The 5,846-nt window shown below is 73.1% G+C and carries 2 protein-coding genes; both read right to left on the bottom strand.

What is annotated here, in order from left to right; translation table 11 throughout:
* Nucleotides 1-3,176: type I polyketide synthase (locus SSOG_RS42590; protein ID WP_009720527.1), on the bottom strand; the 3,176-nt coding region annotated here is incomplete at its 3' end.
* A gap of 25 nt (nt 3,177-3,201) precedes the next feature.
* Complete coding sequence (locus tag SSOG_RS47345; protein ID WP_009720526.1) at nt 3,202-5,802, bottom strand: type I polyketide synthase; 2,601 nt, start codon at nt 5,800-5,802, stop codon at nt 3,202-3,204.
* Nucleotides 5,803-5,846: the final 44 nt, after the last annotated feature.

The raw sequence follows: 5,846 nt of genomic DNA, 5'->3' as shown, positions 1-5,846 counted from the left end.
TGCAGCAGCTCGGTGAGCCGTGCCCGGTCGGTGTCCTCGGCGACGGTCAGCTCGTCCACCTGTCCGCCGCCCGCGCCGAGCGCCTGGACGCAGGCGTTCACCCAGTCGTGCGCACCGTCGGCCGGGCGGACGACGAGCCAGGTGTGCGCGCCGTCCTCCGGAGGGTTGTCGGTGAGGGGCTGCCACTGGATCCGGTAGCGCCAGGAGTCCACGGCGGACCGCTCACGCCGCTCGCGCCGCCATGCGGAGAGCACCGGCAGCACCGCGCCCCATGAGGACCGCGCGCCATGGACGTCGGGGAGCCGCAGCGTGTCGGAGAGCGCCCGCAGATCCTCACCGTCGACCGCGGCCCAGAACCGTTCCTCGTCCTCGTCCGCCGTCGGCGCCACGCCGGACGGCACCGAGTCGGGCAGCCAGTACCGCTCCCGCTGGAAGGCGTACGTGGGCAGGTCGACGGCGCGCGGGGCCGCCGGTCCTGTCGGGTGGAGGGTGGTCCAGTCGACGCCGACCCCGGCGGTGAACGCCTGGGCGAGGGACTGCATCAGCTGCGCCGTGCCACCGTGGTCACGGCGCAGCGTGGGCACCGTGACGGCCTCGACGCCCGTGTGCTCGAACGTCTCCTGCATGCCGACGGTCAGCACGGGGTGGGTGCTGCTCTCGATGAACGCCCGGTGGCCATCGGTCAGCAGCGCCTCGACGGCGTCGGCGAACCGTACGGGCTCCCGCAGATTCGTCACCCAGTAGCCGCTGTCCAGCGTGGCGGTGTCGATGCGTCCGCCGGTGACCGTGGAGTAGAACGCCACCTTCGACGCGCTCGGCCGGATTCCGGCCAGAACCTCGGTCAGTTCCCCGGTGATCTCGTCGATCTGCGGGCCGTGCGAGGCGTAGTCCACGTCGATCAGGCGTGCCCTCCCGCCCGTTTCCCGGCAGGCGGCCACCGCGTCGGCCACCCGTGCCGGAGGCCCCGAAATGACAGTGGAAGAGGGGCCGTTGACGGCCGCCACTCCGACGTCGGCGGCCCGGTCGCCGAGCCCGGCCAGCAGCTTGCCCGCCTGCTCCGGGCCCAGCCCGAGGGATGCCATCGCCCCGCCGCCCGCCAGCCTGCGCAGCGCCCGGCTGCGCAGCGCCACGATCTTGGCACCGTCCTCCAGGGACAGTGCCCCCGCCACCACGGCCGCCGCGATCTCGCCCTGGCTGTGGCCGACGACCGCGGCGGGCGTAACCCCGTGTCCGGCCCATACCGCCGCCAGGGACACCATCACGGCCCAGAGCACGGGCTGCACCACGTCCACCCGGCTCATCTCGGCCGCGCCCTCCGCGCCGCGCAGGACGTCGGTGAGCGACCAGTCGACGTACGGCGACAGCGCCCGCTCACACTCCGCCACCCGCGCCGCGAACACCGGCGACGCGTCGAGCAGCCCGGCCCCCATGCCCGCCCACTGCGAGCCCTGGCCCGGAAACACCAGCACCGGCCCCGGCTCGCCCGCCACGGCGGCGACACCGGGATGGACGACGCCCGGATGCGCCTCCCCGGCGGCCAGCGCCTCGACGGCCGCCAGCAGCGCGCCCCGGTCCTCGCCGAGGACCACGGCGCGGTGGTCGAACACCGTCCGTGTGGTGACGAGCGACCAGCTCACATCGGCGACGGGCAGCCGCGGGTCCCCCGCCACCCGTGCCGCCAGCGCCGCCGCCTGTCCCCGCAGAGCCTTCTGGCCGCGGGCGGAGAACACCCACGCGGTGACGTCGGCGGCCGCGCCCGGTGCGTTCTCCGCGGTGGCCTCGGACGGTTCGGGCGCCTGCTCCAGGATCAGATGGGCGTTGGTGCCGCTGATGCCGAAGGAGGACACTCCCGCGCGGCGCGGACGATCGCCCGTCGGCCATGCCACGGGTGCGGTCAGCAGCCGTACGCCCCCGCCCTCCCAGTCCACGTGCGGCGTCGGCTCGTCGATGTGCAGCGTGACCGGCAGGGTCTCGTTCCGGAGCGCCATCACCATCTTGATCACTCCGGCCACGCCCGCAGCGGCCTGGGCGTGCCCGATGTTCGACTTGAGGGAGCCCAGCCACAGGGGCCGGTCGTCCGGCCGGTCCCGGCCGTACGTGGCCAGCAGCGCGTGCGCCTCGATCGGGTCGCCGAGCGAGGTCCCCGTGCCGTGCGCCTCCACCGCGTCCACCTGGTCGGCGGCGAGCCGGGCGTTGGTCAGTGCCTGCCGGATCACCCGCTCCTGCGCCACGTCGTTGGGCGCGGTCAGACCGTTGCTGGCGCCGTCCTGGTTGACGGCCGAACCTCGGATCACCGCCAGCACCCGGTGGCCGTTGCGCCGCGCGTCCGACAGCCGCTCCAGCAGCACCAGCCCGACACCCTCGGAGAAGCCGGTGCCGTCGGCGCCCGCGGCGAAGGACTTGCAGCGCCCGTCCGGAGCCAGCCCGCGCTGCCGGGAGAACTCGGCGAACGCGGTCGGGGTCGTCAGCGCGGTGACCCCGCCCGCGAGCGCCAGTTCGCATTCCCCCTGGCGCAGCGCATGGCAGGCCAGGTGCATCGCCACCAGGGACGACGAACACGCGGTGTCCACCGTCACGGCCGGGCCTTCCAGCCCGAAGGTGTACGCCACCCGGCCGGACACCACGCTGGTGAGGCTGCCGGTGGTGGCGTACCCCTCGAAGCCCTCGGGGACCCGGGGCATCCGGGACAGATAGTCCTGGCTGGACACCCCGGCGTACACCCCGGTCGGGCTGCCCTTCAGCGACGTAGGGTCGATACCCGCCCGTTCCAGCAGTTCCCAGGACACTTCCAGCAGCAGCCGCTGCTGCGGATCCATCGCCAGCGCCTCACGCGGGCTGATGCCGAAGAACGCGGCATCGAAGCGGTCGGCCTCGCGCAGGAATCCACCGTGCCGGACATAGCTGGTGCCGGGGTGGTCGGGATCCGGGTGGTACAGGCCCTCCAGGTCCCAGCCGCGGTCGGTGGGGAACTCCTCGATTCCGTCCCCACCCGAGGACACCAGCTCCCATAACTCCTCGGGCGAGCCCACCCCGCCGGGGTAGCGGCAGGCCATGCTCACCACGGCCACCGGTTCCTGGGACCGCTCCTCCAGGTCCCGTACGCGCTGACGGGCCTGCCCCAGATCCACCGTGACCCGCTTCAGGTATTGGCGGAGCTTCTCTTCCGTACCCGACATCAGTCCTCACTCACGCTACTCGTGGTCAAGAAGGCAGTTCCCGGTCGATGAACGCGAACAGTTCGTCGTCCGACGCGGCTTCCACGGCCCCGTCGTCCACGGTGCGGCCGACGGCGGTCTCGGGGGCGCCGTCGCCGAGCCGCCACAGCAGGGCTTCCAGCCGCTTCGCCAGCCTGCCGCGGGCCTGGTCGTCGGGGACGAACCGGGCCATCGCCCCCTCCAGCTTCTCCAGCTCGCCGAAGACGGGGCCGGAGGTGTCCGCGGCCACGGGGCACAGCTGTTCGCGCAGGTCGTCGGCGATGGCCGAGGACGTCGGATGCCGGAAGATGAATGTGGCGGGCAGGCGCAGCCCGGTGGCCGCGGCGAGCCGGTTGCGCAGCTCGACGGCGGTCAGCGAGTCGAACCCCAGATCCTTGAACGGGGTGTAGCTGTCCACCGCCCCGGTATCGGTGTGCCCCAGCACCGCGGCCGCCTGGGTGCGTACCAGGTTGAGCAGTTCGCGGTGTTGTTCGTCCGGCGTCAGCGCGGCCAGCCGGCCGACCAGTCCCGCGGCGGGCGCGCCGGTGGCCGCGGTTCGCCGTGCGGTGGCCCCGCGGGCGTCGGCGGTGAGGGCGCGCAGCAGGGCCGGGAGAGCGTCGGCGGGCTGTGCGGACAGGGCGCGGACATCGAGGCCGACGGCCGCCGGCTGAGGATCACCGTGCCAGCAGGCGGCGTCCAGCAGGCGCAGTGCCTGGTCGCTGGGCATCGCGGCGATTCCGGACCGGGCCATCCGGGCCAGGTCCGCCTCGGCCAGATGGCCGGTCATCCCGCTGGCCTCGGCCCACAGCCCCCACGCCACCGAAACGCCGGGCAGGCCGAGGTGCTGGCGGTGGGACGCGAGGGCGTCGCAGAAGGCGTTGGCCGCGGCGTAGTTGGCCTGCCCGGGGCTGCCCATGACCCCGGCGGCCGAGGAGAACATCACGAACATCGCCAGCGGAAGGTGCGCGGTGGCGGCGTGGAGGTTGGAGGCGGCGGTGGTCTTGGCTCCCCACACCCGCGCCAGCCGCTCCGGCGATTGCGAGGTGACGACGGCGTCGTCCAGGACGCCCGCGGCGTGGACGACACCGGTCAGCGGATGCGCCGGGTCGATACCCGCGACGAGTTCGGCCACGGCGGTCGCGTCGGCCACGTCGGCTGCGGCGATTCGCACCTCGGCGCCCAACTCGCCCAGGTGGAGTGCGAGTTCTTTCGAAGCAGGGGAGTCGGGGCCGCTGCGGCTGACCAGGAGGAGATGCCGGATGCCCCAGGTGCGGACGAGGTGTTCGGCCACCTGCCCGCCAAGGGTGCCCGTACCGCCCGTGATCAGCACCGTGCCCTCAGGATCCACGCGGGCCGGGACATCGAGCACCAGCTTGCCGGTGTGCTTGGCCTGGCTCAGATGGCGCAGCGCCTCCCGCGCCCGCGACAAGGGCCACGACCGCACCGGGGGCGGCACCAGATCGCCCGACGCGAACAGCTCAGCCAGCTCGTCCAGCATTCGGCCGATACGGTCCGGCCCGGCATCGCTGATCAGGTCGTACGCCTCGTAGCGCACCCCCGGATGCTCGGCCGCGATCCGCTCCGGATCGCGGATGTCGGTCTTCCCCATCTCCAGCAACCGGCCACCGTCGGCCAGCAAGCGCAGGGAGGCGTCCACGAAGGGCCCGGCCAGGCTGTTCAGTACGACATCCACGCCACGGCCATCGGTGGCCTCGCGTACGACGTACTCGAAGTCCAGATCGCGTGACGAGGCCCGGTGCACCTGGTCGATTCCCATGGCCTCCAGGACCGTGTGCTTGCCGGGGGAAGCCGTGGCATAGACCTCCGCCCCCAGGTGGCGGGCGATCTGCACCGCCGCCATTCCCACGCCGCCGGTTGCGGCATGGATCAGCACCGACTGGCCCGGCCGGAGTCCGGCGAGGTCGGTGAGCCCGTACCAGGCGGTCAGGAACGCCACCGGTACGGCGGCGGCCTGCTGGAAGCTCCAGCCGTCCGGTACGGGGGCCACCAGCCGTGCGTCCGTGACGGTCAGGGGACCGAAGGACTGGTCGAAAACGCCCATGACCCGGTCCCCCACCGCGACATCGGTCACTCCGGGGCCGATGTCCACCACCACGCCGGCGCCTTCGCCGCCCAGCCCGGTCTGCCCCGGGACCATGCCCAGGCTCACCACGACATCCCGGAAGTTGATACCGGCCGCGCGGACGGCTACCCGCACCTGACCCGTTCCCAGCGGCTCCAGCACCTCCGGGCAGGGCACCGGCACCACGTTGTCCAGGGTGGCCGTGCCGACGGTGTCCAATCGCCATGCCGCGGGCTGCTCCACCGGGCCCACGAGCCCCGCGCCACCGGTACCGGCCCGGACGAGGCGGGGCACCAGAACCCGCCCGGCGCGGAGGGCAAGCTGTGGTTCGTCCCGTTCCACGGCATGCGTCACGGCTGCCCGTACGGTGTCGGCGTTGGCCTCGCCGTCGAGGTCGAGCAGGAGGAACCGGCCGGGGTTCTCCGACTGGGCGCTGCGTACGAGGCCCCATACGGCGGCGTCCCCCACCTGCACACCGTCCTCGGCAGGGCGGTCAGCGGTGACCGCGCCGTGCGTCACCACCATTTAACTTTGGCATCGGTCAGCTGCGGTTCGGTCAGCCAGTCCTG

This window comes from Streptomyces himastatinicus ATCC 53653, from assembly GCF_000158915.1.
Taxonomy (GTDB): domain Bacteria; phylum Actinomycetota; class Actinomycetes; order Streptomycetales; family Streptomycetaceae; genus Streptomyces; species Streptomyces himastatinicus.
This window is presented reverse-complemented; position numbering and strand designations above follow the sequence as displayed.

Bases quoted from the DNA above. Each gene is read 5' to 3' on its own strand.
- SSOG_RS47345 (WP_009720526.1), bottom strand. From the start codon at position 5,802: ATGGTGGTGACGCACGGCGCGGTCACCGCTGACCGCCCTGCCGAGGAC.